General features: G+C 67.4%; 28 protein-coding genes. 20 read left to right on the top strand and 8 right to left on the bottom strand.

Translation table 11 applies throughout. The features are described 5' to 3' along the window. The first annotated feature begins 65 nt into the window (after window positions 1–65). From ACIA49_RS17245 to ACIA49_RS17230, 4 genes are all read left to right on the top strand, one after another. Window positions 66–389: a putative quinol monooxygenase gene (locus ACIA49_RS17245; RefSeq protein WP_396378150.1), complete on the top strand. Its 324-nt coding sequence runs from the start codon at window positions 66–68 to the stop codon at window positions 387–389. Window positions 390–401: 12 nt separating this feature from the next. Beyond that, window positions 402–1,343: an alpha/beta hydrolase gene (locus tag ACIA49_RS17240; RefSeq protein WP_396378149.1), complete on the top strand. Its 942-nt coding sequence runs from the start codon at window positions 402–404 to the stop codon at window positions 1,341–1,343. Between the two features lie 245 nt (window positions 1,344–1,588). Beyond that, on the top strand, window positions 1,589–1,795 hold the full coding sequence (locus ACIA49_RS17235; RefSeq protein ID WP_396378148.1) for a hypothetical protein: 207 nt from the start codon (window positions 1,589–1,591) through the stop codon (window positions 1,793–1,795). Between the two features lie 169 nt (window positions 1,796–1,964). Further along, a complete protein-coding gene (locus ACIA49_RS17230; RefSeq protein ID WP_132407629.1) occupies window positions 1,965–2,252 on the top strand; it encodes a WhiB family transcriptional regulator in 288 nt (95 codons plus the stop codon). 483 nt (window positions 2,253–2,735) lie between these two features. Here the strand turns inward: ACIA49_RS17230 and ACIA49_RS17225 are convergent, their stop codons facing one another. Further along, window positions 2,736–2,879, bottom strand: coding sequence for a hypothetical protein (locus ACIA49_RS17225; RefSeq protein ID WP_396378147.1), 144 nt, complete (start codon window positions 2,877–2,879; stop codon window positions 2,736–2,738). A gap of 59 nt (window positions 2,880–2,938) precedes the next feature. On the opposite strand from ACIA49_RS17225, the gene ACIA49_RS17220 reads away from it, so the two are divergent. After that, window positions 2,939–3,136: a hypothetical protein gene (locus ACIA49_RS17220; RefSeq protein ID WP_396378145.1), complete on the top strand. Its 198-nt coding sequence runs from the start codon at window positions 2,939–2,941 to the stop codon at window positions 3,134–3,136. Here ACIA49_RS17220 and ACIA49_RS17215 read toward each other — a convergent pair. Then, window positions 3,129–3,656, bottom strand: coding sequence for an NUDIX hydrolase (locus ACIA49_RS17215; RefSeq protein ID WP_396378144.1), 528 nt, complete (start codon window positions 3,654–3,656; stop codon window positions 3,129–3,131). The two genes, ACIA49_RS17220 and ACIA49_RS17215, sit on opposite strands and share 8 nt — an antisense overlap. An 18-nt stretch (window positions 3,657–3,674) precedes the next feature. Between ACIA49_RS17215 and ACIA49_RS17210 the strand changes: the two genes are divergently transcribed. Beyond that, entirely contained in the window at window positions 3,675–3,842 is a 168-nt protein-coding gene (locus ACIA49_RS17210; protein ID WP_396378143.1) for a hypothetical protein, read from the top strand. Here the strand turns inward: ACIA49_RS17210 and ACIA49_RS17205 are convergent. Next, window positions 3,833–5,158: an ABC1 kinase family protein gene (locus ACIA49_RS17205; protein ID WP_396378142.1), complete on the bottom strand. Its 1,326-nt coding sequence runs from the start codon at window positions 5,156–5,158 to the stop codon at window positions 3,833–3,835. The genes ACIA49_RS17210 and ACIA49_RS17205 overlap by 10 nt on opposite strands. Before the next feature lie 132 nt (window positions 5,159–5,290). Beyond that, a complete protein-coding gene (locus tag ACIA49_RS17200) occupies window positions 5,291–5,449 on the bottom strand; it encodes a DUF5679 domain-containing protein (RefSeq protein ID WP_012922897.1) in 159 nt (52 codons plus the stop codon). A gap of 521 nt (window positions 5,450–5,970) precedes the next feature. Here ACIA49_RS17200 and ACIA49_RS17195 point away from each other — a divergent pair. Both ACIA49_RS17195 and ACIA49_RS17190 read left to right on the top strand, forming a co-directional pair. After that, the gene (locus tag ACIA49_RS17195; protein ID WP_396378141.1) at window positions 5,971–6,519 is read left to right on the top strand and encodes a YgjP-like metallopeptidase domain-containing protein; all 549 of its coding nucleotides are present in this window, start codon (window positions 5,971–5,973) and stop codon (window positions 6,517–6,519) included. Window positions 6,520–6,837: 318 nt separating this feature from the next. Beyond that, a complete protein-coding gene (locus tag ACIA49_RS17190) occupies window positions 6,838–7,509 on the top strand; it encodes a uridine kinase (protein WP_396378140.1) in 672 nt (223 codons plus the stop codon). Here ACIA49_RS17190 and ACIA49_RS17185 read toward each other — a convergent pair. After that, on the bottom strand, window positions 7,494–7,976 hold the full coding sequence (locus ACIA49_RS17185) for a GNAT family N-acetyltransferase (protein WP_396378139.1): 483 nt from the start codon (window positions 7,974–7,976) through the stop codon (window positions 7,494–7,496). The two genes, ACIA49_RS17190 and ACIA49_RS17185, sit on opposite strands and share 16 nt — an antisense overlap. A gap of 11 nt (window positions 7,977–7,987) precedes the next feature. Then, window positions 7,988–8,563, bottom strand: coding sequence for a CGNR zinc finger domain-containing protein (locus ACIA49_RS17180; RefSeq protein WP_396378138.1), 576 nt, complete (start codon window positions 8,561–8,563; stop codon window positions 7,988–7,990). Window positions 8,564–8,630: 67 nt separating this feature from the next. On the opposite strand from ACIA49_RS17180, the gene ACIA49_RS17175 reads away from it, so the two are divergent. After that, window positions 8,631–9,797 (top strand): MFS transporter, encoded by a 1,167-nt coding sequence (locus tag ACIA49_RS17175; RefSeq protein WP_396378136.1) that lies wholly within the window; start codon window positions 8,631–8,633, stop codon window positions 9,795–9,797. Here the strand turns inward: ACIA49_RS17175 and ACIA49_RS17170 are convergent. After that, complete coding sequence (locus ACIA49_RS17170) at window positions 9,772–12,033, bottom strand: FdhF/YdeP family oxidoreductase (RefSeq protein ID WP_396378135.1); 2,262 nt, start codon at window positions 12,031–12,033, stop codon at window positions 9,772–9,774. The two genes, ACIA49_RS17175 and ACIA49_RS17170, sit on opposite strands and share 26 nt — an antisense overlap. 146 nt (window positions 12,034–12,179) lie before the next feature. Here ACIA49_RS17170 and ACIA49_RS17165 point away from each other — a divergent pair, with 146 nt between their 5' ends. From ACIA49_RS17165 to ACIA49_RS17155, 3 genes are read left to right on the top strand one after another with little or no spacing between them, the layout of a single operon-like run. Further along, on the top strand, window positions 12,180–12,902 hold the full coding sequence (locus ACIA49_RS17165) for an SDR family NAD(P)-dependent oxidoreductase (RefSeq protein WP_396378134.1): 723 nt from the start codon (window positions 12,180–12,182) through the stop codon (window positions 12,900–12,902). Window positions 12,903–12,917: 15 nt separating this feature from the next. After that, the gene (locus ACIA49_RS17160) at window positions 12,918–14,219 is read left to right on the top strand and encodes an MFS transporter (RefSeq protein WP_396378133.1); all 1,302 of its coding nucleotides are present in this window, start codon (window positions 12,918–12,920) and stop codon (window positions 14,217–14,219) included. 17 nt (window positions 14,220–14,236) lie between these two features. After that, window positions 14,237–15,991 (top strand): helix-turn-helix domain-containing protein, encoded by a 1,755-nt coding sequence (locus ACIA49_RS17155; RefSeq protein ID WP_396378132.1) that lies wholly within the window; start codon window positions 14,237–14,239, stop codon window positions 15,989–15,991. Here the strand turns inward: ACIA49_RS17155 and ACIA49_RS17150 are convergent. Next, on the bottom strand, window positions 15,981–16,913 hold the full coding sequence (locus tag ACIA49_RS17150) for an NADP-dependent oxidoreductase (protein WP_396378131.1): 933 nt from the start codon (window positions 16,911–16,913) through the stop codon (window positions 15,981–15,983). The two genes, ACIA49_RS17155 and ACIA49_RS17150, sit on opposite strands and share 11 nt — an antisense overlap. A 106-nt stretch (window positions 16,914–17,019) precedes the next feature. Here ACIA49_RS17150 and ACIA49_RS17145 point away from each other — a divergent pair, with 106 nt between their 5' ends. The 8 genes from ACIA49_RS17145 to ACIA49_RS17110 all read left to right on the top strand — a co-directional run bounded on the left by ACIA49_RS17145 (window position 17,020) and on the right by ACIA49_RS17110 (window position 24,509). Then, window positions 17,020–17,415, top strand: coding sequence for a winged helix-turn-helix transcriptional regulator (locus ACIA49_RS17145; RefSeq protein ID WP_396378130.1), 396 nt, complete (start codon window positions 17,020–17,022; stop codon window positions 17,413–17,415). Between the two features lie 238 nt (window positions 17,416–17,653). Further along, window positions 17,654–18,031 (top strand): type II secretion system protein, encoded by a 378-nt coding sequence (locus ACIA49_RS17140; protein ID WP_396378129.1) that lies wholly within the window; start codon window positions 17,654–17,656, stop codon window positions 18,029–18,031. A gap of 81 nt (window positions 18,032–18,112) precedes the next feature. Beyond that, entirely contained in the window at window positions 18,113–19,201 is a 1,089-nt protein-coding gene (locus tag ACIA49_RS17135) for a type IV pilus twitching motility protein PilT (protein WP_396378128.1), read from the top strand. Then, window positions 19,198–20,400: a GspE/PulE family protein gene (locus ACIA49_RS17130; protein ID WP_396378127.1), complete on the top strand. Its 1,203-nt coding sequence runs from the start codon at window positions 19,198–19,200 to the stop codon at window positions 20,398–20,400. Before ACIA49_RS17135 ends, ACIA49_RS17130 begins: the two co-directional genes overlap by 4 nt. Then, the gene (locus tag ACIA49_RS17125) at window positions 20,397–21,602 is read left to right on the top strand and encodes a type II secretion system F family protein (RefSeq protein ID WP_396378126.1); all 1,206 of its coding nucleotides are present in this window, start codon (window positions 20,397–20,399) and stop codon (window positions 21,600–21,602) included. The genes ACIA49_RS17130 and ACIA49_RS17125 overlap by 4 nt, the downstream gene beginning before the upstream one ends. Further along, the gene (locus ACIA49_RS17120; protein ID WP_396378125.1) at window positions 21,602–22,036 is read left to right on the top strand and encodes a type II secretion system protein; all 435 of its coding nucleotides are present in this window, start codon (window positions 21,602–21,604) and stop codon (window positions 22,034–22,036) included. Before ACIA49_RS17125 ends, ACIA49_RS17120 begins: the two co-directional genes overlap by 1 nt. Next, window positions 22,027–22,650 (top strand): type II secretion system protein J, encoded by a 624-nt coding sequence (locus ACIA49_RS17115; protein WP_396378124.1) that lies wholly within the window; start codon window positions 22,027–22,029, stop codon window positions 22,648–22,650. Before ACIA49_RS17120 ends, ACIA49_RS17115 begins: the two co-directional genes overlap by 10 nt. After that, a complete protein-coding gene (locus ACIA49_RS17110; RefSeq protein ID WP_396378123.1) occupies window positions 22,647–24,509 on the top strand; it encodes a hypothetical protein in 1,863 nt (620 codons plus the stop codon). Before ACIA49_RS17115 ends, ACIA49_RS17110 begins: the two co-directional genes overlap by 4 nt. Window positions 24,510–24,511 lie beyond the last annotated feature (2 nt).

Raw genomic sequence — 24,511 nt, 5'->3', positions numbered from 1 at the left:
GATCGTGCAAGGAATCGGAAGTTTCTCCCTACCTGGCGGCCGGAATCGACGATCGAATAGGACTCATGATCGCAACCTACGGATTCACCGCCACCATCACCGCCAAGCCCGGCCAGGGTGACCAGCTCGTCCAGGTGCTGCTCAGCGCCCTCGACGCGGGCAACCCCGGATCGACCGAGTACTGCGTCACCTTCCTGATCTCCCAGTCGGCCGCGAACCCCGACCTGATCCACGTCGCCGAGGGCTGGACCTCCGAGGCGGATCACCACCGGGTCTTCGCCGGACCCGCGGCACAGGCGATCGTGGCCCGGATCCAGGAGTTGGTCGCGGACTCGACGCCGTACACCGATTTCGTCCCGCGCGGCGGCAAAGCCGTCCTCTCCGCCTGAAAGGTGACTCCGATGCTCGATCCCGAACTGCAGGAACTCCTCAGCGGCTTCCCGCTTGTCACCGAGCTCACGGCCGAGATGCTGCCGATGATGCGAGAGCCGTCCGACGCCGACGAGGCGCTGGCCGGCCACGCGGTCAAGCGCCGCGAGGCCACGGCCGTCGCGGCCGACGGCTGGGAGATCCCGTTGACCGTCCTCACCCCGACCGACTCCGAGCCCGATGCACCGTGCGTCTACTGGCTGCACGGTGGCGGGATGATCCTCGGCGACCGGTTCTCCCAGATCGCCATCCCGCTGGAGTGGGCCGAGAGTCTCGGTGCCGTCGTGGTCACCGCCGACTACCGGCTGGCGCCCGAGGTGACCGGTACGACGCCGGTCGACGACGCCTACCAAGGTCTGCTCTGGGTCGCGGAGCACGCCGCCGAGCTCGGTATCGACCCGAACCGGATCGTGGTCGCCGGGATCTCCGCCGGTGGCGGGCTCGCGGCCGGCGTGACGCTGATGGCCCGCGACCTGTCCGGCCCCTCCATTGCCGCCCAGCTACTGGTCTGCCCGATGCTCGACCACCGCAACAACACCGCCTCGAGCCTCCAGTACGCCGGTCGCCCCGGCATCTGGACGTATGAGACCAATCGGTTCGCGTGGAACGCCGTACTGGGGGATCTGCCCGCTGACGAGGTGCCGGCGTACATCTCGCCGGCGCGGGCGGACGACCTTACTGGTCTACCGACGACGTACGTCGATGCCGGGAGTGCCGACGTCTTCCGGGACGAGGACGTCGAGTACGCGAGCCGGATCTGGGCAGCCGGCGGTCAGGCGGAACTCCACGTGTGGGCTGGTGGATTCCACGGCTTCGACGCGGTGTTTCCGGAGGCCCGGCTCTCGGTTGCGGCCCGTGCGGCCAGGACCCGCTGGCTGGCCGGGGTCTTTGCCTGTTCGTGTAAGTTGCCCTAATCCTGTTGCCAGCCTGGCCGGCCGGAGCGCATGGTTGAGTCTGTACGACGGCAGATAGGTGTCTCAGGCAACTGGTTCCGGCCACCACGGCGGCAACTTCCGGCCAAGTTTCCGAACCTGCCAATAAATAGTTTGCGGGGTTCGCGGACCTCAGCGTACTGTTCTTTCTGCGGCTGAAAGCTGGCCGAAAACTTCAAACAACCATAGCGATCGAGCCAACGCTTGCTTCGCCACAACGAGAGGAGGTGCCTGGAGAAATGGTCAACATCATCAAGAAGCCGAACTGCATCGCTGCCGCGCTGCCGTGCGCCCTGATCCCGGGTGCCTCGCCGCGCCTTCACGGCACGTCCGTTGTGGTCATGGCTGTCAGTGACGTCCAGTTCAAGGGCGGAGCTGTCGGCGATGTGAAGTACGGCAATTCGGGTTCTCGAGCATGGAGTCCACCGGTCTGACCGACAGTCAGACCCGGCACCTCCAGGCCGCGGAACCCACAAAGGGTCCCGCGGCCCTTTTGTTTGTCCAGGAGCGTCATTGAAGAACCAAGTTTGGCGGCCAGCAACCGCTGACCGTCTCCGACGACAAAAGACCAGCAGCACCGAAAGTCACTGGGAGGTGACCGGAATGAGCGTGAGCTTCCTCGACATCTTCAACGAGGTGGCCTCGTCGCAGGACCTGCCCTGTCGGTCCTACGCACCTGAACTCTTCTTCGCCGAATCGCCGGCCGACGTCGAGTACGCCAAGTCTCTTTGCTCCACCTGCCCGCTTCAGGCCGAGTGCCTGGCCGGAGCGCTCGAGCGCTCGGAGCCGTGGGGTGTGTGGGGTGGACAGCTGTTCGTCCAGGGCGTGGTTGTTGCCCGCAAGCGTCCCCGTGGACGCCCCCGCAAGAGCGACACCACGACCGCCGCCTGACGACCCAGATCCGAATCGAGACAACCAGACCATGAAGAACCAGCTTGAACACAGGAGCCTTGAAATGCATTTACTTCACGAAGATCTCGCCCGTGCTCATTGTCGGACTCACTTGGAGAACGCAGAGCAGAACCGGCGCTTCCGCCTCGCTCAGACCATCGAGCGGGCGCAGAAGCAGGCCGAGCGGGCCGGCCGGCGAGCTGAGAGGGCCAGCGCACGCGCGCGCCTCGCACTCGCCCGCCTCGTCTGAAACACCAACAACTGAAGCCCGCCCGGCCGGTCCGTAGGGAGGACCGGCTCGGCAGGTACAGCCTGACCAGCTGAATGATCGAAGGGCGGCACCTCCGGGAGGTGCCGCCCTTCGGCGTCTCTACTCGCGGCCGTGCGCGCTCTGGCGCTCCAGACTCCGGGCCCGATGCGTGGCCTGCAGAGCGGTCGCCATGAAGCCGGCGGCGACGTTCCCGCTCTCCGGCGGCGTCTCGATCAGCCCCAGTTCCCCGACCAGCGCCGGCCCAGGTCGGCGAGCGCGCTGGTCGCCTGCAGCGCGGCCAGCATGCTCGGCCACAGCTCGGCCGCGCGGGCTCGGACACGCTCGGCCTCGGCGCCGCGGACCACCGGATCACTCACTGCCGAACAGTAAGCTCGTCAGGTGTTCATGGCGCGTTCGATCCAGGAAGCCGGGCTGTATGTCGAGCTCCACCCGTGCGAGTGCGGCGCTGGACGAGGTGCTGAAGTTCATCCCGGACGGCGCGGACGCCGTACCGCGGGAGGCTTTTGCGTCCGAGCTCGGCCGGGCCGTGTACGACGCCGGGCCGGACCGGTTCGCGCGCGCGGAGCTCGCCTACCGTCGCGGCCTGCTCGCCGAGGCGCGCGAGCTCACCTGAGCTGGAGCAGCGCCTGCTGCAGTCCGACCAGCGTGATCCCGCTGACGATCTCGCCGTTCGCGATCATCGCCGGTACGTCGGTGAGTGGGATCCACTCGATGCGGTCCGACTCGTTGCGCTCGGTCGGTTCGCCGATCCGGGTCGCGGTCGTCGCCCGGAAGACGTGGTGGACGGCGTCCATGATTCCGGCGCCCGGCTGAGAACGGATGAGGTGCGTGAGGGGCCCGGGCCGCCAGCCGGTCTCCTCCTCGACCTCGCGAGCCGCGGCGTCGATCGGTGCCTCACCGGTCTCGACGATGCCCATCGGGAGTTCCCAGGCCCAGGTGTCGGTGAGGAAGCGGTGCCGCCACATCATCAGCACCCGGTTCTCGGCGTTGGTCACGACGGCCGCTGCGACGTCGGCCAGGCGGACGGCGTGGTAGTCGACCCGGCCCCCGTCGGGCTGCTCCACGTCCAGGCGGCGAACGCTCAGCCAAGGATTCGACCAGACTTCTTGTTCTTCGTGGATCCGCCAGCGCACGGGGTGCACACTACTGCCATGGCGAGTGCTATCTGTGCGTTGTGTGGTCGGCAGGCCGAGTCCGAGGACGTGCCGCTGACCTGGGCCACCTCCGTCGAGAACGGCCGCAAGCTCCACTACTGCGACGTCTGCGCGCGCGAGAACGTGCGCAGCATCGAGGGGAAGCTCGACTCCGTCTACTGGTGAGCTTCGGCCTCGGTGAAGCCGGGCAGCAGCTCCTCGAGCACCGACCGGAACGGTGCCTCCGCCTCCAGTTGGGACAGCACCGCCATGCCACCGATCCAGACCCGATGGATCAGCAGGTACGACGGCGGCAGGTTGAGCTTGAAGGCCAGCGTGGCGTTGGGGGAGCGGAAGTCACTGGTCCGGTTCGCCTGGGCGCGCATCCACTCCCGGTTGAACTGGAACGTCTCCTCGCGAGCGGGCTCCGCGAACGGCGCCAGGTAGTCCATCAGCTGCTCGGGATCGATCTCCATCCGCGGCTTGATGAACCCTTCGGCCACCAGCCCGTCGTGGATCGCTGGACCGTCACCGGTCAGCGAGAGCCGCAGCAGCCGCCCGATCGCCGGCGGTAGCCCGTCCGGCAGCCGTGCGCACAGGCCGAAGTCGACGACCCCGAGCCGTCCGTCGGCCAGCACCCGGAAGTTGCCGGGATGCGGGTCAGAGTGCAGCAGACCGGCGTACTTGGGACCGCTGAACAGGAAGCGGGCGTACTTGAGCCCGATCTCGTCGCGCTCCTCCTTGGTGCCGTCGGCGATGAACGACGACAGCGGCCGGCCCTCGATCCACTCGGACACGATGACCGTCGGGGAGTGCTTGATGACCCGCGGTACGACGAACTCCGGGTGGTCGGTGAACGCGTTGGCGTACTGCTGCTGGGCCTGGGACTCGCGGTCGTAGTCCAGCTCCTCGCCGATCCGCTCCTGCAGCTCTGCGACCAGTGGCTTCATGTCCAGGCCGGGCACGATCGTGCCGAACGTGCGGGCGAACCGGCCGAGCTGCTTCAGGTCGGCGCGTAGCGCCTCGGCGGCGCCCGGGTACTGCAGCTTGATCGCGACCTCGCGGCCGTCCTTCAGCGTGCCTCGGTGCACCTGACCGATCGACGCCGCGGCGGCGGGCTTCTCGTTGAACTCGGTGAACCGGTCCCGCCAGCGCTTGCCGAGCTCCCGGGACAGGATCGTGTCCACGGTCGACATCGGCATCGGGGGTGCGGAGTCCTGCAGCTTGGTCAGCGTGGCCCGGTACGGCGCTGCCAGCTCCTCGGGCATCGCGGCTTCCATCAGGCTCAGCATCTGCCCGAACTTCATCGCGCCGCCCTTGAGCTCACCCAGGACGGAGAACAATTGCTCGGCGGTCCGGCGCTGGAACTCGGCGAGCACGGCCTCGGCCGGCGCACCGCCGATCCGCTTGCCCAGCCCGACCGTGGCCCGGCCCGCAGCGCCCAGGGGCAGGCTGGCGAGTTTCGCAGTCCGGCTCAGCGCTTTACGGGGGAGGTCCGACACACTCCCATTCTGTCCGGTCGCCCAAGCCGGGCGGTGCCGGGGTGCCGTTCGGGGGTGTTGCAGGTCGTCATCGAACGGCGTCGGGGCGGTGACGGACCGTGTTCAGTCCGTCACCGCCCCGCGCGTGGTACGTCAGGCCTTGCCGAGGATCCGGTTCAGGTTCGTACCGCACTCGGGGCACTTGGCCTTCGCCATGCGCGTGCCCTTGTCGTTGACCTTGACCTCGCCGTCGGCGGTGCGCTTGGCCTTGCACTTGACGCAGTAGAACTCGCCGCTCCAGGTCTCTGCCATGAGGGCCCTCTCCTTGGTTCTGAAATCAGCCCGGGGTTGTCACCGGGCCGGTCGTGGATGCTAACGACAGACCTTCCTGCCGTAGGCCGTTCGGCCCAATCGGGATTCACCCTACGGCCTTCTGAGCCGTGCTCAAGCCCACTCCGCCGCCTGAACCCCGCCCGAGGCCGCCTGGGAAAGCTCATTCCGAAACTTTCGCCCGGACGGAACAGGCTCCCGGGAGTCCTTCTCCGAAACCGCTCGGCTTCCCCTCCGGGCGGCTCCGGAGAAGGTCCGGGAGCCTGTTGGGGACGACGCTAGGAGACGGCCGCCCCGATCACAAGCCCGCGTTGTCCACCCCTGTGGATAACTCTGTGAGCAAGCTGTGGTCCGCGCCGCGCGGCACTGTGGACGGGTGGGGGAACAAGGTGTGAACAACCGGAATCCACGCGCTCCCCAAGTGGCGTCTGACCTGCGAAAACGTCCGTGCACAGGATGTGGACGCGAGAAAGTTGTCGGATTCGGGAGGTAGTTTTTGACCCATGGCCGACTCCGCACCGCGCTCGACCCCGGGCCCGATCCCGCCGTACGTCGACATCCGGCGCAGCAAGCGGCGCAAGCGGACCGTCAGCGCCTACCGCGACGGTGAGCGGGTGATCGTGCTGATGCCGGACCGGCTCTCGGCCGCCGAGGAGGCGCGCTGGGTGGAGACCATGCTCGCGCGGCTCGACAAGCAGCGCAGCCGGTCCCGCGTGTCGGACGAAAAATTGTTGGCCAGAGCACACGAACTCGCGTGTCGCCACCTCCCCGAAGTGCCCGAACCTGCATCTGTGAGGTGGGTTTCGAACCAAAACAGACGGTGGGGATCCTGCACTCCGGCGGACCGATCCATCCGGTTGTCGACCCGTTTGCAGTCGATGCCGGCCTGGGTCGTCGACTACGTCCTGGTCCACGAGCTGGCCCACCTGGTCGAGCCCTCGCACGACGCGGCCTTCTGGAAACTGGTCCACCGCTACCCCAAGGCCGAGCGCGCCGAGGGCTACCTCGAAGGCGTCTCCGCCGCCTCCTCCCTCGACCTCGAGGACTTCTAGCACCCCCACACACCGCCATTCTCGGTAGCTCTAAGTAGTCATTCGACCACGCACCGCCCCTAGCGTCCGAAGAACCGGAGACGGGCCCTGCGGTCCTTCGGACGTTGCGATCTGAGGGGATCACCCGATGGCGCCGTACCGGATGCGCTCGCGCCGACGCAGCCTGCGGTCACTTTGAGCGCCGCTCGACCGCTTGCGGGCCTGCCGCATGGCTGAGCCGTGCTCAACGTCGTATTCACCGGCGTCGACGTCCGAAAACTCGCCGACCTTGTACGGCGATCTTTCGGACGTAAGGGGTGGGACCGGCAGACTGGTGGGGTGGCGTCTCTGGGGGTTGTCGGCGAGCTTGCCGATGGTGTGTTGGCGATCGATCGTCCGCATCCGGTGCGGGTGGTGATCGACGGTCCGTCCGCTGCCGGCAAGACCACGCTGGCCGACGAGTTGGCCGTCGTCCTGCGGGAGCGGACCGATCGGGAGGTGATCCGGGTCGGGCTCGACTACTTCAAGACGGCGCCCGCGCTCCGGGCGACGTACCCGCTCGAGTCGCCGGAGAGCTACTACTACGAGATGTCGGACCTCGGCGCGATCCGCTCGAAGCTGCTGCTGCCGCTCGGGCCGGGTGGCGATCGCCGCTACGTCTCGGGGATGCGGACGTCGAATGCGCAGTCGGCGCTCGACGCGCCCGTTGAGACGGCAGCCGTCGATGCGGTGCTCCTGGCTGACGGCTGCTTCTCGCTGCGGCCGGAGCTCGTGGACCACTGGGACTTCCGCATCTACGTGCACGTCGACTTCGACGTCGTGCTGCGCCGGGGGGCCGAGCGGGACCAGGCGTGGATGGACTCCGCCGCCGCGGCCGAGGAGCGCTACCGCACCAGGTACATCCCCGGAGAACGCCTGTATGTCGACCAGGTGGACCCGCAGTCACTCGCGGAGCTAGTGGTCGACAACACCGACTTGGAGCGGCCGGTGCTGCGTCAGGGCAGGTCGTAGTGCATGTCGTAGTTGGGGATGATCACGCCGCTGCGGGTCTGGTTCGTGGGGTTCTCACGGTCGACGACGAAGCCGAAGGACTCGAAGGCCGGGCGGGCTGTGCGGCTGGCGTGGGTGATCAGTTGGGTCAGCCCACGCTTGCCGGCTTCGGATTGCACCTTCTCGACCAGCATGCGGGCGATGCCGCGGCCTGAGTGGTCCGGGTGCACGAACAGCATGTCCAGCAAGCCGTCATCGGTGAAGTCGCTGAACCCCACGACGATGTTGTCCACGCAGACCACATAGGTGTGGGCGGCCGCCCGGCGAGCCGCCCACGCGTCAGCATCGACGTCCGCCGCGTCCGGCGCCCAGGCCTGCACCTGCTCCTCGGTGTAGTCGCGAATGGCCGTCCGCCGGACCGCGGCGTAGTAGACCTGCCAGGTCGGTACGGCGTCCTCGGGGACGTAGGCGCGCAGTGTGGTCGACATGGCTCCCAACCCTAAGTCGCTTGGCGGGCCCGATGGGCTGCCGCTTTGACGCGGCTCTGACACTGGGGTGAGCAGAAGCGGCGCTGGCCGTTCTTCGAGGTGTCGACGAAGACGCGGTCGCACTGGGGTGCGGCGCAGACGCCGAGCCGGCCGGCCAGGTCGCTGCCGACCGCGAGCGCGAGTCCGGCCGCACAGCCGGCTGCCCAGCCGTTGACGAGGGTGTCGTCAGGACCGTGGAAGTGCAGGCCCCAGCCCTTGTCGCGCTTGTCGAGCTTCGGTCTGGCGTTCGTGTCGACCAGCAAGGCGTTGATCTCGTCCGCGGCTCGATCGAGGTCGCCGCTGTGCGCCGCCTCGAAGACGATCCGCATCCGCCGCGCCAGTTCGGCCAGGCGCTGCGCATCCTCCGGCCGCACGTGCGGTTGCGGGTAGCCGATCGCCACCAGTGAATCCGCGACCGCTTGCGCCTCGTCGACGGGACCGGCGTACGGCGAACCTCCGGAGAAGCCGGGTGTCAGCCGGTTCACGTACTCGACCGACGCCGCCAGCACACTCCGGGCATGACTATCAAAAGACACTTGACCAGTCACGTCACTCCTTCGTAGGCTCAGCCTTGTGTGACCGATCATAGCCACTTAGACAGTCATGGAGTCGAGAATGAGCGCAGTGACGACCCTGATCGCGCCGTGGCGTGGCCTACCCACGACGGTCTGGGTGCTGGTGGCCGCCCGGGCCGTGAACCGGATCGGCGCGTTCTCGCTGTCGTTCCTGGCGATCGTGCTGACCGTGGAGTTCGGTGCGTCACTGAGCCGGACCGGCCTCGTGGTCGCGCTCTTCGGGCTCGCCACGATCCCGTCCCGCCTGCTCGGCGGATTCCTGGCCGACCGGATCGGCCGCCGCCGGACGATCGTCCTCGGTCTGACCGGATGTGCGGTCGCCCAGCTCTGGATCGCCGCGAGTCCGAGCCTCACCTCCGCGACGGTGGCGGCCGTCGTACTGGGGTTGGCGTTCGAGATCTACGAGCCGCCGAGTCAGGCCACCATTGCTGATGCGACCGAGCCTGCGGACCGGCCAGCGGCGTACGGGCTCTATGGCGCGGCGATGGCCGTGGCCGGCGTACTGGCTGGGCTGCTGGCCGCGACGGTCAGTCACTGGGACCTGCGTTGGCTGTTCGTCGCCGACGCGATCAGCTGTCTGACCTGCGCCGCACTGGTCACCCTTGCGCTGCCGGCCGACGTACGGCGGGATCGGGCGCAGGTGGGTCGTGTCGCGGTGTGGCGTGACCGCAAGCTGCTGTTGCTGCTCGTGAGTGGCACGGTGTTCGCCACGATCTACATGGAGCTGCTGGTCGGCGTACCGCTCACTCTGCTGGAGCAGCACCTGTCCGCGTCGGGTACCGGCATCATCCTCGCGGTCTCCGCGGCGACGTTGATCGCCGCGCAACGACTGCTGCGCGTGGAGCTCGACGACTTCCGCGCGCTCAGCATCGGCTACCTGCTGCTCGCGGGCGGTCTGGTGGTCTGCGCCTTCGCCACGAGCCTGCCGATCTTCCTGCTCGCCTCGATGTTCTGGAGTGTCGGCGAGACATTCCTGTTGACGCGCTACCTGACACAGGCCGCCGGCCTAGCGCCGGACGGCGGCCGTGCTCGCTACCTGGCTGTCTTCGGGCTGAGCTGGGGTGTGGCCACGACCGTCGCGCCGCTGATCGTGACCCACCTGCTCGCGACGCTCGGGCCCGAAGGGCTCTGGCTGATCAATGCCGCGGCGGCCGTCGGGCTGGCCGCCGCGCAACCGTTGCTCAGGACGCGGCTGGCTCGAGCCTGACAGTCAGGCCCTTGGCCACGGGAGTGTTGCTGCCCTTGGCCAAGTCGTCGGCCGACATCAGCACGTTCGTCTCCGGGTAGTACGCCGCGACGCAGCCGCGGGCGGTCGGGTACGAAACCAGGCGGAAGCCGGACGCGCGTCGTTCGACACCTTGGAACTCGCTGACGATGTCGACGTACGCGCCGTCGGTCAGCCCCAGCTCCTTCAGGTCGTCCGGGTTCACGAACACGACCTCGCGGGTGCCGTGGATGCCGCGGTAGCGGTCCTCCAGCCCGTAGATCGTGGTGTTGAACTGGTCGTGGCTGCGCAGCGTCTGCAGCAGCAGCCTGCCCGGTGCCGTCGGCAACCAACTCAGGTCGCTCGCGGTGAACTGTGCCTTGGTGTCCGACGTCTTGAACTCCCGCTTGTCCCGTGCCGCATGCGCGAGCAGGAAGCCACCCTCGTTGGCCCGGAGCCGCTCCTCGAAGTCCTCGTACCCGTCCGCGACCCGCCCGATCCGCTGCCGGATCAGGCTGTAGTCGTCGGCGAAGTCCGCCCACGGAATCTGCCCGACCTCCGGTACGACGTGTTGTGCCAGCCCGGCGACGATCCCGATCTCCGACTTCAGTTCCGGCGCGGGCGGTGTCAGGTTGCCGGTCGAGAGATGGACCGCGCCCTGTGAGTCCTCGACGGTCACCGACTGCGGACCCTTCGCCGTCCGGTCGTGATCGGTCCGGCCGAGCGTCGGCAGGATCAACGCCTCGCGACCGGTGACGGTGTGCGAGCGGTTGAGCTTGGTGGACACGTGCACGGTCAGGTCGCACTCGCGCAGTCCGCGGTGCACGACCTCGGTGTCCGGAGTCGCGGAGGCGAAGTTGCCGCCCATCGCGAAGAAGACCCGGACCGAGCCGTCGCGCAGCCGCTTGACCGTGTCGGCCGCGTCGATGCCGTGCTCGCGCGGTGAGGTGAACGAGAACTCGGCGTCCAGCTTGTCCAGGAACGTGTCCGGCATCTTCTCCCAGATGCCCATGCTGCGGTCGCCCTGGACGTTGGAGTGCCCGCGGACCGGGCACGGGCCGGCGCCCGGCTTGCCGATGTTGCCCTGCAGGAGCAGCACGTTGACGATCTCGCTGATCGTCGCGACCGCCTCGCGATGCTGGGTCAGGCCCATCGCCCAGCAGATCACGGTCGCCTTGGACTTGATGAAGCGCTGGGTCAGCTCCTCGATCTCCGCCCGCCGCAGCCCGGTGGCCAGCTCGACCGCGTCCCAGTCCAGCTCGGCGTTGTGCTTGGCGTAGAGCTCGAAGCCGCTGGTGTGGGAATCGACGAACTCCTTGTCCAGCACGGTGCCGGGGTGGTCCGCCTCCGCCTGGAGCAGCAGGTGGCCGATGGCAAGGAACAGCGCCTGGTCGCCGCCGATCCGGATCTGCAGGTGCTGGTCGGCCAGCGCCGTCCCCTTACCGACCCAGCCGCTGACCTTCTGCGGGTTCTTGAAGTTCATCAGGCCGGGCTCGGGCAGCGGGTTCACCGAAACGATGTCGCCGCCGTTGCGCTTGGCGATCTCGAGGTGGCTGAGCATTCGCGGCGCGTTCGTGCCCGGGTTCTGGCCGACGATCACGATCAGCTCGGACTCCTCGAGCATCTCCAGGGTGACCGCGCCCTTGCCGCTGCCGATCACCCGGTTGAGCGCCGTACCGGAGGACTCGTGGCACATGTTCGAGCAGTCGGGCAGGTTGTTGGTGCCGTAGGCGCGGACGAACAGCTGGTAGAGGAACGCGGCCTCGTTGCTGGTCCGGCCGGAGGTGTAGAAGACGGCGTCGTCGGGATCGGGCAGCGCCTTCAGATGCCGGGCGACGACCTGGAACGCCTCGTCCCAGCCGACCGGCTCGTAGCGCGTGGCGCCGGCCCGCAGCAGCATCGGTTCGGTGATCCGGCCGAGCTTGCCGAGGTCGAACTCGGAGATCTCGTGGATCTGCTCGACCGAGTTCTCCGCGAAGAACGCCCGCGGCACCCGTTTGCGGGTCGCCTCCCAGGCCACCGCCTTCGCGCCGTTCTCGCAGAACTCGGCCGCGTGCTTGCGTTTGTGGTCGGGATCGGGCCAGGCGCAGGACGGGCAGTCGAAGCCGCCGTCCTGGTTCATCTTCAGGAACACCTTGCCGGTCCGGGCCGGGCCCATCTCACGGAAGCCGAACTTGAACGACGACAACACCGCGGGGACGCCCGCTGCCTTCTTCTTCGGCTGTTCGATATCGACCATGTCTCCACGATAGATCCACCTATCAGCGCAGACGGCCTTGATAGCCGAACTTGTGGATAAGTGGCGCCGGAAACCATGCCCGCGGGCCTGGCTGTGTGCTCGCATCCCATAGTGCGGAACGGCTGGGATTCCTACAGTCGTCGGCCATGGAGACCCGCCGCGCCCTCGTCACCGGAGCCGCTTCCGGCATCGGTGCCGCCTGTGTCGAACGGCTCGCCGCAGACGGCGTCCACGTCGTCGCAGTCGACCGTGTCCCCATCCGTGCCGCCCTGCGGGTGCAGCCGGTCGTGGCGGACCTGTCCGACCTGGACGGGCTTGCTGGGTTGCCCGCCGATGTGGACATCCTGGTGAACAACGCGGGGGTGCAGCACGTCGCTCCGGTCGAAGAGTTTCCACCGGAGCGTTTCAGCTACCTGCTGCGGCTGATGCTGGAGGCGCCGTTCCGGCTGATCCGCCAGACGCTTCCATCCATGTACGGCGCGGGCTGGGGACGCGTGGTCAACATCAGCTCGGTCCATGGACTACGGGCCAGCCCGTTCAAGGCGGCGTACGTCGCAGCCAAGCACGGTCTCGAAGGACTCAGCAAAGTCGTCGCGCTGGAAGGTGCGGCCCACGGTGTGACCAGCAACTGCGTCAACCCGGCCTACGTCCGGACTCCGCTCGTCACAGCTCAGCTGGCGGACCAGGCCAAGGCACACGGTCTCACCGAGCCCGAGGTACTGAACAACGTCATGCTCGAACCAGTCGCGGTGAAACGACTGATCGAGCCGGCTGAGGTGGCGGAGCTGGTCGCATTGCTGTGCGGACCGGCCTCCGCCTCCATCACGGGGAGCTCATTCGTACTCGACGGCGGCTGGACCGCCCACTAGCTCCAGGAGGGCTCCATGACAGCAACACAACCGGTCCGCACGCGAGGCTCCATCGTTCGCATCGTCGGTGCCAGCCTCGTCGGAACGACGGTCGAGTGGTACGACTTCTTCCTGTACGGCGTTGCAGCGTCGGTCGTCTTCGGCGATCTGTTCTTCCCCAAGGGGGAACAGCTCACGGGGACGCTGCTGAGCTTCGCCACCTTCGCGGTCGGGTTCTTCGCCCGTCCGATCGGCGGTGTGGTGTTCGGGCACTTCGGTGACCGGCTGGGCCGCAAGAACCTGCTGGTGCTGTCCCTGCTGATGATGGGGGTCGCCACGTTCGCGATCGGCCTGCTGCCGACGTACGCGCAGGTCGGTGCGCTCGCTCCGATCCTGCTGACCGTGCTGCGGCTCATCCAGGGCTTCGCACTCGGCGGTGAGTGGGGCGGCGCCGTACTGATCGTGTCGGAGCATGGTGATCCGGCACGGCGTGGTTTCTGGGCGTCCTGGCCGCAGGCTGGTGCTCCGGCGGGTCAGCTGATCGCCAACGGCGTGCTGGCTGGGCTGGCGGCTTTTCAGCCGGAGTCCGCGTTCAACGCGTGGGGCTGGCGGATTCCGTTCCTGCTGTCCGCAGTGCTCGTCCTGGTGGGGCTGTGGGTGCGGCTGAAGATCGAGGAGTCACCGGTGTTCGAGGCGGCGCGTGCGCGGCGTGAGCCGGCGGACCGGATGCCGCTGATCGAGGTGCTGACCCGGTACCCGCGTGAGGTGCTGACCGCGATGGGTGCGCGGATGGCGGAGAACGTCAGCTACTACATCTTCACGATCGTCATCGCGACCTATGCCAAGGAGCATCTCGGTCTGGGCAAGTCCTTTGCCCTGAACGCGGTTCTGATCGCCGCGGCCATCCACTTCTGCGCCATCCCACTCTGGGGTGCGCTGTCGGACCGTATCGGTCGCAAGCCGGTCTACCTGATCGGAGCGGTCGGTGTGGGTGTCTGGGCCTTCGTCTTCATCGCACTGGTCGACACGAAGAACTTCGGGCTGGCCACACTCGCCGTGACTGTCGGACTGGTGCTGCACGGCGCCATGTACGGACCGCAGGCGTCGTTCTTCACCGAGCTGTTCGGAACGCGCGTGCGCTACTCAGGTGTGTCCGTCGGCTACCAGTTGGCGTCGATCATCGCCGGCGGCCTCGCACCGTTCATCGCTGTCGCGCTGCTGAAGGCCTATGACTCCGGCTACGCGATCTCCGTGTACGTCGCAGTCTGTGCAGTGATCTCGATCCTGGCGGTCACCCTGTACTCCGAAACCCGCCAGCGGGACCTGACAGCGTTGTAGGTGGCATCATCGCGAGGATGAGGGAGCTTCTGCGGCTACTGGCCGAGGACGCGTCCGGTAGCGAGTTGGCCCGGGTGGCGGGTGAGGACGCCGTCGCTCGGGACCTCGCTCTGCGCATCCGGGCCGGTATCGACGCCAGCAAGAAGCGTGAGGCCGAGCTGACCGCACTGGTCGAGGTAGCTCGCGAACTGGCCTCAGCCAGCGACCCGAGCGGCGTACTGGACACCATCGTGCATCGGGCGCGCACGCTGGTCGGTGCGGATGTCTCCTACCTGACTCTGTACGACGAGGCGCGCGGTGACACCTACATGCGGGCAACCGACGGGTCGTTGTCCGCCGCCTTCCAGCAGTTGCGTGTGCCAACGGGAGCTGGTCTGGGTGGACTGGTCGCCTCCACCCGTCGGCCGTACTGGACTACTGACTATCCGTCCGACCAGCGCTTCAAGCACACCGGTCCGATCGACCACGCTGTTGGCGACGAGGGCCTGATCGCCATCTGCGGTACGCCCCTGCTCGTGGACGACGCCTTTGTCGGCGTGCTGTTCGCCTCGAACCGGACTGCCCGTCCGTTCAGTCGGGAAGAGGTGTTGCTGCTCGGCTCGCTTGCTGCGCTGGCGGCTGTCACGATCGTGCAGGTGCGTGCGGCCGCTGAGACTGCGGTGGCTCTCGACCAACTGTCTGCTGCTCACGCGGGTGTTGAGCACGCTGCGGCGGCGCATGATCGCTTCGCTGACCTCGTGCTGTCCGGTGGCGATGTAGATGCGGTCGCTGCCGCACTGGCCGAGTTGCTCGGCGTCTGGGTCGTTCTGGTCGATGCTGTCGGCAACGAACTCGCAGTGGCCGGCTGCGCCTCCGGTACGGCGGTGCCGTGGCAGGAGTCGTCATCCGGCCGACTGACCCGCGCTGACGGGTGCTGGGTGGTAGCTGCCACGGCCAAGGGTGAACGCCTTGGTGCGTTGGTCATTGGCGGTGTCGACGACCTGTCCGGTGCAGACCAGCGCATCGTCGAACGCGCGGCCGTAGTTACCGCGCTGGTCCTCCTGTTCCGCCGCCAGGCCGCGGAGCAGTCGCAGCGTGCTCAGGCCGACCTCCTGACTGATGCGCTCAGCGGAAATGGTGATGTGCGTGCTCTGACCGAACGACTCCGCCTACTCGCACCAGTCCACGACCACTTCGTGGTGGCGGTCTGCCGAGGCGACCACAGCGCCGTACGGGCTCGGTTGTCTGCGCCGCTCGCAGGCAAGCTGGTGCTGTCTGGCCCGTACGGCGGGGACCTGGTGCTCCTCCTCGCGCGCACCGACGCAGTGACCGCAGCCCGCGACCTGTCCGAGGTCGCAAAGGGTGTGACCATCGCAGTCGTCGGTCCCACGGCTTGGAGCGAGGTGGTGGCCGCACATCGTCAGGCGACGCGGTTGGCGACGACCATGGTGCGACTCGGTCGATGCAACGAGGCCGCGACGCCAGACGACTTAGGTGTCGCGGGACTGGTCGGTGCGCCGGAGGTCGACGTACAGGCGCATGTTCAGCACGTGCTCGGTGCAGTGATCGAGTACGACGCACAGCGGGGGACCGACCTGGTCGGAACCCTGCACGCCTACTTCGCAGCAGGACAAAGCCCAACCAGAGCCGCCACCGAGCTACACATCCATCCCAACACCGTGCAGCAGCGACTGGACCGAGTCACCGCGCTGCTCGGTACCGAATGGCAGTCGCCGGAGCGCAGCCTGAACCTCCAGGTCGCGCTCCGGCTCCACCAGACGATCAGGGGGTAAGCACCAGCCGCCCGCGCAAGCCACCCTCGACCAGCCGCTTGTACGCCGACGCCGCGTCCGCCAGCGGGTAGGTGTCAGCCACCCGCGTGGTGATCACTCCGGTGCCCGCGAGTTCAGCCAGCGTGGTGAGCTCGTCCCGGTCGGCGTGAATCAGGATCTGGTGCATCGTGATCCCGCGCAGCGGATGTGGAGTCGGCCCCGAGTGGAAATGCGCATGCTGTCCACCACTGCGGACCGCCTCCTGCGCCGCGACCTCTACTGTCGCCGCGTCCACCAGCGCGTCCACACCGGCTGGGACGATTGCCTGAACCGCAGGTACCAGGTCCGCATCCCTTGGGATGAAGTGATCGGCGCCGAGGCTGCGCACGTAGTCCTCGTCCTTCGCACTCGCCGTGGCGATGACCGTCAGACCAAAGTGCTTGGCGAGCTCGACGGCGAAGCCGCCCACGCCACCGGCTGCCCCGGTGACCAGCACCGTGGCGCCGGGACTGAGCTTGAAGCGCCGCAGCGCCCGCAGCGCAGTCAGTGCGTTCAACGGGATTGTGGAGGCGCTGACGAGGTCCAGCCCCTCAGGTGCAGGTGCGATCGCGTCCAGCCCCAGTACGACGTACTCGGCGTGCGTTCGAAGCGGACGGCCGAGGTTGTCGGCCAGCCCGATCACCGGCGTACCCAGTGCGAGTTCGACGCCCGGTCCGGCCGCGTCGACCACACCGGCGACGTCCCAGCCGACGCCGTACTGGTCCCTGGGCGGGGTCAGCTCCAGCCGGACGGTGTCGCCGGTGGTGACCAGTACGTCGATCGGATTGATCGCGGCCGCGGCTACCTTGATCCGGACCTGGCCCCGTCCCGGTTCTGGGAGCGGAGTCTCGATCAGCTCCAGTGAGTCCGGTCCCTCGAGTCGCCGGGTCACCAGTGCGCGCATGTTCATGTTCTCCTCTAGTGCAGTGGTTGTCCCTCTAACTCTGGGAGAGCTACTCTCTTTCGGTAAGTACGTACTTGGAAGTGCGTACCGCACGACGAGGAGAGCCATGCCGACGCGTACCGCGGCGCAGCTGCGTGAGCAGGCCGCTCGGGACTACGACGCCTTCATGGCGGAGTGCCCGGCGCGGCACCTGCTGGACCGGATCGGCAACAAGTGGGTGTCGCTCATCCTGCTCGGCCTCGCCGGCGGACGGCAGCGGTACTCGGACCTCTCCCGTCGGATCGCAGGGGTCAGCCAGAAGATGCTGACCCAGACGCTGCGCAGTCTGGAGCGCGACGGTCTCATCACCCGCACCGTGACGCCGTCAGTGCCGGTGCGCGTCGACTACGAGCTCACAGCGCTTGGCGAGAGCCTGCTCCCACTGGTCGAGGCCATCCAGGACTGGGCAGAGGCGAACATGCCCAAGGTCGACGCGGCCCGCAGCCGGTACGACGCGCTCTGAGCACCTGTCGGGCGTTTGGCCGACAGGTGTCGGCCGGGTGGTCACTGGCGTCGGTCGTTCACCCGCTGTGACGCAAGTCCCTGAGCGATCAGGCTGTGACCGGCAGCCAGCGGCATCCGGGGGGATGTGAGCCGGGCTCAGCTGGATTTACAGGGGTCGAGCTGAGTCGGGTCGCCGCGCTGTCGCGCCTGATAGACCCCGTCTCCGTCGCCTGCGGAGCATCTGTGAAGGAAGCACCATGAACCACCGCCTTCGGGCAGTCGTCGCACGCATTCACCGCCCAACCCGGACCAAGAGCGAATCCGGGTTCACCCTGATCGAACTGCTCGTCGTTATCGTCATCCTGGGAGTCCTGTCCGGGATCGTCGTCTTCGCCGTCTCCGGCATCCAGGACCGCGGTAACGCCGCCGCGTGCAAGACCGACAAGAAGAGCGTCGAGGTCGCCGTCGAGGCGTACTTCGCGAAGAACGGCGCCTACCCGCCGGCCGGCGATCCCGGCTGGCTGGAGCTCACCTCCGGCGTCAACCAGTTGCTGCGCAGCAAGCCGACCGGCTCCGGTTACACGATCGCTCTGGGCATCAACGGCAGCGTCACGGCCACCGGCGCCTGCACCTGAGTCCCCTCCCAGGGGCGGACCGGTTCTGAGGGGGGCCGGTCCACTCCAGGCCGTCCTTGCCGTTCCTGCCGAAGGGACCTCATGCGCATCCCCATGCCCGGTAGCCGGGTCGATCTGTTGCTGGAAGAGCTCTGGAACGCCGGTGGTACCGACCTGCTCCTCACCGTCGGCATGGCGCCGCAGCTCCGCGTTCACGGCGTACTGCGGCCGGTGGCCGACCGCACACCGCTGACCCGGCGCGACACCGACGCCATGCTGGCGGAGATCCTCAATCCGCACCGCTCGAACGTCTGGCAGACGACGTACGAGCACGACTTCTCGTTCTCCTGGCGGGACAACGCCCGGATCCGTGCGAACGCGTTCACCCAGCGCGGTGACACCGCTGTCGCGCTGCGGGTCATTCCGCGCAGCATCCCGACCATGTCGGAGCTTGGGCTGCCGCCTGTCCTCGGCACCTTCGTCCGCGCGTTCCAGGGGCTGGTGCTGGTCACCGGGCCGACCGGCTCGGGCAAGTCGACCACGCTGGCCTCGGTCATCCATCAGATCAACACCGAGCGGGCCTGCCACATCATCACCATCGAAGACCCGATCGAGTACGTGCACGAGCACCGGAAGTCCGCTGTGAACCAGCGGGAGGTCGGTAGCGACACAGCCTCGTTCCCGGACGCACTGCGCGCTGCCCTGCGAGAGGATCCCGATGTACTGCTGGTGGGTGAGATGCGGGACCTGGAGTCGATCAGATTCGCTCTCACCATCGCCGAGACCGGCCATCTGGTCTTCGCGACCCTGCACACCAACGACACCGCGCAGTCACTCGCGCGCATCATCGACGTCTTCCCGCCGGAGCAGCAGTCCCAGGTGCGGGTGCAACTCGCCGCAGCACTGAGCGGAGTGGTCCACCAGCGGCTGGTACCGCGGACCGGTGGCGGGCTGGTCGCGGCGTTCGAAGTCATGATCGCCAACGCCGGTATCCGCAACCTGATCAAGGAAGGCAAGACACACCAGCTGCGCAACGCTCTCGTCACCGGCCGGCGCGAGGGGATGATCACCTTGGAGCAGTCCCTGTCTGCTCTGGTGCAGAGCGGTGACATCTCGGTCGAGGACGCGTACGCGCGCAGTTCGCACCCGAAAGAGATCGAGCTCCGCCCACGGGCCAAGGCGGTCTCATGAAGCACAGCGGACAGGACCACCCCGAGGACGTGCCCGTGGTGGAGGTGGTCCAGCGGATCATCAAGGAGGGCCTGCGGGAACGGGCGTCCGACATCCACATCGAGCCACACGACGACGTCGTCCGCGTGCGGCTGCGGGTCGATGGCGCACTACGCGATCTGGTCGAGCTGCCCGGTGCGATCGGGCCGGCTGTGGTCAGCCGGCTCAAGGTGCTGGCCGATCTGGACATCATCGAGCGCCGGCGGGCTCAGGACGGCCAGATCCGGATGAAGGTGGCCGAACGCGACGTCGACATCAGAGTCTCGACCGCCGCAGTGGTCGGCGGCGAGAAGGTCGTGCTGCGGCTGCTCGACAAGACCCGTGCACTGCTCCAGCTCGAAGAGCTCGGGATGTCACCGGAGCTGGCCGAGCGGTACTCGGCGCTCCTGCGCACGCCGTACGGGATGGTGATCTGCGCGGGACCGACCGGGAGTGGCAAGACCACCACGCTGTACGGCTCGCTCGGGGAGATCGACAGTCCGGAGCGGAACGTGATGACGATCGAGGACCCGGTCGAGTACAGCTACGCCTCGATCAACCAGATCCAGATCAACGAGGCCGGCGGGATCACCTTCGCGACCGGTCTGCGCGCGATCCTGCGCCAGGACCCCGACGTGATCCTGGTGGGCGAGATCCGCGACTCCGAGACCGCGCGCATCGCCGTACAGGCTGCTTTGACCGGGCACCTGGTGTTGTCGTCGGTGCACGCCACTGACACTGCCACCGCGCTGCATCGCCTGCTGGACATGGGGATCGAGAACTTCCTCGTGGCCTCGTCGGTGAGCGCAGTGATCGCACAGCGGCTGATCCGCAAGGTCTGCGAGAGCTGTCGCTCGTACTACGAACCACCGGCTGCCGAGGTGGCGTTCCTGCAGAGCGCAGGAGCCGACGTACCGGCTCGTGGGCTCGTCCGCGGTATCGGCTGCACCTTCTGCGCGCAGACCGGTTACCACGAGCGGACCGGGGTGTACGAGTTGCTGGCGGTGACCGATCCGATCCGAGAGCTCGTGGTGGATCGCGCACCACTCGCGGAGGTGCGCAAGGTCGCCAGCTACGAGGGCATGCGCTCGCTGCAGGAGGAGGGCGCCCGGCTGGCGCAGGCAGGGATCACCACTGTCGCCGAGGTGCTCCGGTCGATCTACACAGTAGGGACGCGATGACCAGGTACGCATACGTCGCAGTTGAGGCCGACGGGAGCACCAAACGCGGTACGACGCGTGCCGAGAGCCGTGAGGACGCGGAGCTGGCGCTGTACGAGCGGGAGCTGAGCAACGTCCGGCTGACCGAGAAACCGAGTCTGCTGAAGCTGGAGATCACCGCCCGGCGAGTGAAACGGGAGGAGGTGATGCACCTGACCCGACAGCTCGGCGCCTTCGTCGCTGCGGGACTACCGCTCACTGAGTCGGTGCACAGCTTGGCCCGCGAAGCCGAGAACTCCACCGTGCGCCGGATGATGCTGGAGGTCGAGGACGGCCTGCGGGACGGCGAACGGCTGTCGGACTGCTTCGACCGGCACCCGCGCATCTTTCCCGAGTTCTATCGCGGCATCCTGCGGTCCGCCGAGATGAGCGGCCGGCTGGACATCGTGCTCGCTCAGCTCGCGCGCTACCTGGAACGGGACCTCGAAGCGCGTCGGCGGATCAAGCAGGCCACCATCTATCCAGCAGTGGTTGCTGCGATGTCCGTGGTCACTCTGATTGTCCTGGCCGGTTTCGTACTGCCGCGGTTCCGGGTCTTCTTCGACAGCCTCGGTGCGACCCTGCCGCTTCCCACCCGGATCCTGCTCGGCATCACCAACTTCCTGAGCGGCTGGTGGTGGGCCCTGATGATCGGCGCCGGCATCCTGATCCTTGCGCTCGTCTACGCAACCAGTACGACGGCCGGCCGGTACCTGCGCGACCGGATCGTGCTGGCGCTACCGGTGATCGGGCCGACGGTTCAGTACGCGCTGGTGGAGCGGTTCTGCCGGATCCTGTCGTCCATGGTCGGGGCGGGTGTCCAGCTGCCACAAGCGTTGCGGGTTGCGACCGGCTCACTGCCCAACCGGGTCTACCGGCGTTCCCTGGGGCGCGTGATGGAGTCGATGCTGCAGGGTGAGGGCCTGGCCCGGCCGCTGGCAGCCACCGGACTCTTCCCGACCACAGCCGCGCAGATGCTCCGCGTGGGCGAAGACACCGGCACACTCGACGCCCAGCTCGAGGTCACCGCGCAGTACTACGAGGGCGAGCTCGACTACAAGCTGAAGAAGCTGATCGGCCTGTTCGAGCCGGCGGTCATCCTGGTGATGGGTGGTGTGGTCGGCTTCGTGGCGATCGCCCTGGTCTCGGCGATGTACGGGATCTTCCGGCAGGTGCAGGGCTGATGCGTGAGCGGGGTGAGAGCCTCCTGGAGCTGGTCGTCGCCATCGCGTTGATGGGGGTGGCCATCGTGGCTGTGATGGCCGGACTGACCACCACGGTGCTGCTCTCGGACACTCAGCGCAAAGAGGCGACCGCAGTGGCGACTGTGCGCAACTACGCCGAGGCGCTGCAGAACTACGTTGCCAACGGCCACTACATCGCGTGCGCCACCACGTACGCCGTACCGGGGTTTGCTGTGCCGGAGGGGTTCACAGCAAAGGTGGTCAGCGGGTCGGTGCAGTACTGGACTGGTGCGTTGTGGCTGCCGCTGTGCCTGCCGGACCGTGGGCTGCAGCGGGTGCGGGTGACGGTTGCGAGTACGGACGGGCGTGCGTCACAGACGCTGGACGTCGTACTGCGGAAGCCTTGCCGGGTTGAGGATCCGCCGTGCACATAAGGCGGGGCGAGCGGGGCTTCACTCTGGTCGAGCTGGTGATCACCATGACGTTGATGGGGGTCGTGACGCTGGCACTCGCCGATCTGGTGACCACGGCGTTGCGGCAGATCAGTGCGACGTCGGACCGGATGGACATGGCCCAGGACGAGCAGTTGGGAGCGACGTACTTTGCTCGCGACGTAGCAGCGATGGGGCTGCGCGACTACGGCACGGTGGGAGCCGACGGTACGCAGCCGTTCAAGCAGTCAGTGCAGCTTGATGCTGGAGCGTCCGCGGGTGGAGTCACCTGTGGTCCGCTGCCTGAGGCAGCGATCCGGCTGCTGTCAGATCACTGGGACACGTCGGTCACTCCGGCAGTACGACGTACTGGGGTGGTTGCGTACTACCTTCAGGAAGGCGAACTGCATCGGGCGAGTTGTCTCGCCCCCAGTACGGCGCCCGCGTCTGATGTTCGAGTAGCAGCGAACATCAAACCGGGCAGCCTCACAGTGACCTGCTCTACCGCGTGTACGTCGACCGACGTGCCGCTCGGTGTCACGCTGCGCTTCGTGCTGACGAAGCCCGCTGCTGGTGACTACCCGGTCGTGCTGAGTGGACTGCGGAGACAGTCGTGAGGCGGCGGGACGAGCGCGGGTCCTCGTTGCTGCTGGTCCTTGTCGTGATCACGGTGATCGCTACTGCGCTGGCTGCGCTGCTGTCTCGGGCAGACACCGCCGAACGGGTGTCGAAGAGTCTGCGCGATCAGACCGTCGCGTCGTACGCCTCCGACGGCGCTATGGAGGCGGCGATCAACAACCTGCGCAACAGCTCCTACAACGGCGAGACCGGGCAGAGGTGCTTCGGCCTGTCCGACACGTTGTCGCTGGTGCTGTTCAACGGACTGGACTCGGCTGCGGTGACATGTCGGCCGGACCCGAAGCAGGTCATCGTCAACTGCTGCAACCGTCCCACGAACGCGGTACTGGCCTTGGGTCGCATCCCCGGAGAGAGCGGCCTGGTGGTTGACCAGCCCGCGGACTCGACGCTGCAGATCCACGGCACCGTACTGGCGAACTCACCGGTCTCCGTGCTCGCCGGTCAGCTCGATACGAGTGGTTTGCTGTCCACGGCCGGCAGCGACCCGGAGTACCCGGCTATCTCGTCGGTGCCTGGTCATCGCGCGCTGCCGAGCTGCACGACGCCCAATGCGCTCGTCACGTTCCTTCCCGGCTACTACGACGACGCTGCCGGGCTGACCGCGCTCATGAAGAGTGACAGTCCTTGCCGGGGTAGCACGTGGTGGTTCAAGCCCGGAACCTACTACTTCGACTTCCACAACACTGAGAACCCGCTGCTGCCGAACGGTTCACATGCCTGGACGGTCGGCAGCGGCACCTTGATCGGAGGTACGCGGGTCGGACCTGATGCCTGTGCGAGTCCGCTGGACGGTGCGGCTGACGGCGTCCGGTTCGTGTTCGGTGGTGACAGCCGGCTGGAGGTCAAGGGCGGTACGGCTGAGCTGTGCGGGACCTACTCTGCGACCGAGCCACCGATCGCCGTACAGGGGCTGACTAGTGGTGCGGAGAGCGTCACCGCGCTGGACGGTCGGCCGACCTCGGTGTCGTTGCTGAGCAAGTTTGGCCTCACAGCGACTCCGGCGCGTCTGTCTGCGGTCGATGGGACTGCTGCTAGCTGGAAGAGCACGGCGGTCAATGACAGTGCGCCGCTCACGCTCAGTGGCTACAAGCTGGGCAGTGCGATCCCGGCTGGATCGGTGCTGGAGTCAGCGGCGCTGAAGATCACCCACCGGCACAGTGACCCCAGTACGGAGGACCGGCTGGATCTGTCGGTCGATGTGGGAGCCGGTACGCCGGTCGCTGCGTCGGGCGCCGGCGGTCCCGGCGGAACGGCGTACCGGACTGAGACCGTGCCGCTCGACTCGGAGGCCCTGGCACAAGCCGTGTACGACGGGTCCTTCGACGGTCTGAGCGTCGCACTGACAGCACGGCTCGCGGCGAAGGACGACACCGAGGACATCGACGCCGTACGGCTGGAACTCAGCTACATCGCACCGGCATTGCGTGCTGCGGACGGGTGCGTGACTGCGGGGCCGTATCCCAGTAATACAAGCGCTTGTGCGCTGGTCTCTGGACCAGTCTTCGTCCAAGGAACGGTGGATGCGCCTCTGGGCGTACTCGACCTGACTGTCGCACCCGGTACGCCGCCTGTCGTGTCTGGCGGAGTTGTGGTGCGAGCACTGCGGATCACTGCGACGGGAAAGCTGACCGGCGTCGTGATCAGTCGACCGGACGACTCGCCCGGGTTCACCTTCGGGGTACAGCTGACGGCGTACATCTGTCCGGGTGCATTGCTCTGCCCGGCCAGCGGCAGACCGGCGCTGCAGGCGCGGATCGGTTTGGTTGACGCAGACCCTGCGCATCCCGCCGCCGGCCGGCGTGCGGTGACCGTCCTCGGCTGGTGGCGCGCCGGCTGATG

It is taken from the genome of Kribbella sp. NPDC051587 (genome assembly GCF_044453945.1).
In the GTDB taxonomy this organism is placed as follows: Bacteria; Actinomycetota; Actinomycetes; order Propionibacteriales; family Kribbellaceae; genus Kribbella.
Note: the sequence above shows the minus strand (reverse complement) of the source record. Positions and strands in the feature narration are given on the sequence as shown.